This is a genomic window from Parafannyhessea sp. (genome assembly GCF_051876455.1).
In the GTDB taxonomy this organism is placed as follows: domain Bacteria; phylum Actinomycetota; class Coriobacteriia; order Coriobacteriales; family Atopobiaceae; genus Parafannyhessea.
In genome coordinates, this window is record NZ_JBJEHW010000095.1 from 1 (window position 1) to 3,248 (window position 3,248).

General features: G+C 63.5%; 2 protein-coding genes. Both read right to left on the bottom strand.

The window, feature by feature from the left end; genetic code table 11:
• Positions 1-79 precede the first annotated feature (79 nt).
• Positions 80-1,594, bottom strand: coding sequence for an HsdM family class I SAM-dependent methyltransferase (locus tag ACI38Z_RS04505; RefSeq protein ID WP_439788991.1), 1,515 nt, complete (start codon positions 1,592-1,594; stop codon positions 80-82).
• Between the two features lie 4 nt (positions 1,595-1,598).
• The coding region (hsdR, locus tag ACI38Z_RS04510; protein WP_439788992.1) for an EcoAI/FtnUII family type I restriction enzme subunit R at positions 1,599-3,248 on the bottom strand (1,650 nt) is incomplete at its 5' end.

The window sequence follows — 3,248 nt, forward strand, 5'->3', positions numbered from 1 at the left end:
CTTCGGCAGCTCTCTGCTCGACAAGCTTGCCGCACATTGCCTGCCGCAAGATGGAATTCTTGAGGTCTTCGCCTGTCATCTACTCACCCGCCTCGATGCCGAGGATGCGTTCAATCTCTGCCAGTTTCGCGTCGATGTCAGCATCGATCCTCTCGCGCTCGATGCGGTACGCCGCGATGGTCTCCTCCGGAGAAAGCACTTCTTCCTCAACGGTTGGGTAGCCGCACAAAGCAAGGTTGTAGTTACGCTCGACGAGTTCCTCGACGCTATAGCACTTTGCTTTGTAGGTATCGGTGTCCTCGTCAGTGATTTCAACGCGGTTGTCCCACCACTCGCTGACGACCTCCATGTGCTTCGGGGTCAGCGGTTTGGTCTTCGAGAAGTGCTTGTAACCTTGCGGCTTGTCGAAGCGGTAGAACCACGTCTCCTGCGTCGAGCCAGTGTTGTCGAAGAATAGCAGGTTGGTCTCGATGCTCGTGTAGGGCGCGAACACGGACTCTGGCATGCGGATGACCGTGTGCAGATTGAACTCGCTCAAGAGCTTCTTCTTGAGCGCAATACGCACGTTGTCTTCGCCCTCCAAAAAGCCGTTTGGCAGCACGACGACCGCCCTGCCGCCGGCCTTCAGGCGGGTCATGATCTGTGCCATGAACAGGTCGGCGCTCTCCGGGCTGCGGAACTCGGCCGGGTAGGCTGCGCGGTTGGCCTCGGTGGTAATGCCGCCGTAGGGCGGATTCATGGCTATCTTGTCCGCGCAGTCGGCCTCCTCGAAGGAGAGCAGGCGCCTCGCCAGCGAGTCGCCGTAGGTGACGTTGGGCAGCTCGACGCCGTGGAGCATGAGGTTGGTGACGCCCAGCATGTAGGGCATGGGCTTCCACTCCTGGCCGATCAGCGAGCGCTGGATGACCTCCATGGCCTCGGTGTCGCCGGGTGCGACCTGCGCCTCGAGGTGGCGCAGCGCGTCGACGAGGAAGCCGCAGGTGCCGCAGGAGAAGTCGGCCACCGTCTCTCCTATCCTGGGGTCGATGTGCTCGATGGCGAAGGAGGTGACGGCGCGCGGCGTGTAGAACTCGCCCGCCTTGCCCGCCCCCTGCAGGCTCTTGAGCATGGTCTCGTAGACGTCGTTGAACTCGTGGGTGTCGTCTGCGTCCGAGAAGTCGACCTCCTCGAACAGGTCGAGCACCTGGCGCAGCTGCACGCCGTTCTGCGCGTAGTTGTGGGTGCGCTGCATGAACTCCTTGACCAGCAGCGCGCGCGGGCTCTCGGAGGAGAACAGGACCCTCTCGACCCCGTCGGCACCCTTGGTTGGCTCGCCGCGCAGGACGTGGAGCAGGTCGTTGTTCACGAAGTCGAGCAGCTCGTCTCCGGTGCGGTAGGCGGTGGCCGTCTCGTAGGGCACCCAGTCGCGCCAGCGGTAGCCTTGCGGTATCACCGGCTCGTAGCCGTCGTCGAGCTCCGCCTCCTCCTCCTTGTAGTCGAAGACCTTGAGGAAGAGGATCCACACGATCTGGGACAGCCTCTGCGCGGTGCCGTCGATGCCGTTGTCAGCGCGCATGATGTCCTCGAGGCGCTTCACGAGGTTTGCAAGCGTCATCTATCTACTCCTTCTCGTAGAGGGCGTTCTCCAGCTCGGAGAGCAGCCCGTAGTAGCGTTCCTTGCCGCCGAGCTTCTTCACGGCGGACAGCTTGGTCCACCCGGCCGCCTTGAACTGCGGCAGGTTGAAAACGGCGAGGTCCCTGAGCCTCTCGAAGCCCATCTCGGCGTACGCGTCGAGCATCAGCCTCAGCAGTCCCCGCGCAGGCTCGTCGAAGCGCTCCTGGGCCACGAAGCGCGTCACGCCGCCGCTGCGGGTGCGCCGCAACCTCGACACGGGCGGGTCGGCGTCGTATCCGATGCAGGCCACGATGTCGAAGGGGTCGACCTTGTAGCCGTAGCGGGTCTCGAAGTTCTCCGACCAGTCCATCTCGAGCAGCAGCTGGCTGGCCATCACGTCCTTGCTCTTGGTGAGAAGCCACGCCTGGCGGAAGTCCTCGAGGGTCTCGTAGTGGCCGAGGATGTTGTTCCTCACGCAGGAGGTGAGGTTCATCTGCACGAGGTTGCCGTCCTCGTCGAGGAAGCGCACCATCTCGCCCACGATCTCGACCTCCACGCCGTTGACGCGGGCGACGCGGCGGTTCTGCGCTGGCGTGGGCGGCACGGGCGGCTCGACGGGCCTGATGGGCGGCTTGGGCATCGGGCCGCCGGGGGGCACGACGACGGTGCCGCCTCCTGTGGGGTCGCCGTCGAAGTCGGGGTCGTTGAACAGCTCGTAGTTGCTGCGGAAGTCCATGATGGTGAAGTACATCTTGGACTTCTCCTCGCCCTCTACCGTGTAGCGCTCCACGACTCGCGTGCCGCGCCCGATGATCTGCTTGAACTCGGTCATGGATCCGATTGTGCGGTCGAGCACGATGAGCTCGCAGGTCTTGGCGTTGACGCCCGTGCTCATCAGGCGGCTCGTGACGGCGATGACGGGGTACTTGCACTTGCTCTCGATGAAGTAGTCGAGCTGGGCCTTGCCCACCTCGTTGTCGCCTGTGATCTGCTGGACGTAGTGCGGGTTCTCGGCCACGAGGTCTGCGTTCTCGTTCTCGAGCAGCCTCACCATCTCCTGGCAGTGAGGGATGTCCTCGCAGAACACGATGGTCTTGGCGTAGCGCATGTCGTTGGCGGCCATGTACTCGCTGATGCGCTTGGCCACCAGCTCGCGGCGCTCGGCCACGATGATGTTGCGGTCGAACTCGCGCTGGGTGTAGGTGCGTATCTCGATGGGGTTGCCGTCCACGTCGGTGGTGCCGGGCGCGGGAGTGTAGCCGTGGATGTCGATGTCTAGCTCCGGGATGACCACCTTGTAGGGGGCCAGGAACCCGTCCTCGATGCCCTGCTTGAGCGAGTAGGTGTAGATGGGCTCGCCGAAGTAGGCGAAGTTGGAGCGCGAGGGGTCCTCGTCGTCCTTCGGTGTGGCGGTGAGGCCGATCTTGGTGGCCTCCCCGAAGTAGTCCAGTATCTCGTGCCAGTTGCTGCCGGCGTCGGCGGAGCTCCTGTGGCACTCGTCGACCACCACGAGGTCGAAGAAGTCGCGCGGGTAGCGCTTGTAGTGCTTGACGACCTCGCCGCCCCTCGTGGTGACGAGCTGCTGGTAGATGCCGAGGTAGACCGAGTGCGCGGTGTCGAGGCTCCTGTTGTCGAGCTTGGTCATCATCTCCTC

What these genes read in the sequence shown, in the direction of transcription:
- ACI38Z_RS04505 (WP_439788991.1), bottom strand. Translation starts at nt 1,594, where the DNA reads ATGACGCTTGCAAACCTCGTGAAGCGCCTCGAGGACATCATGCGCGCT.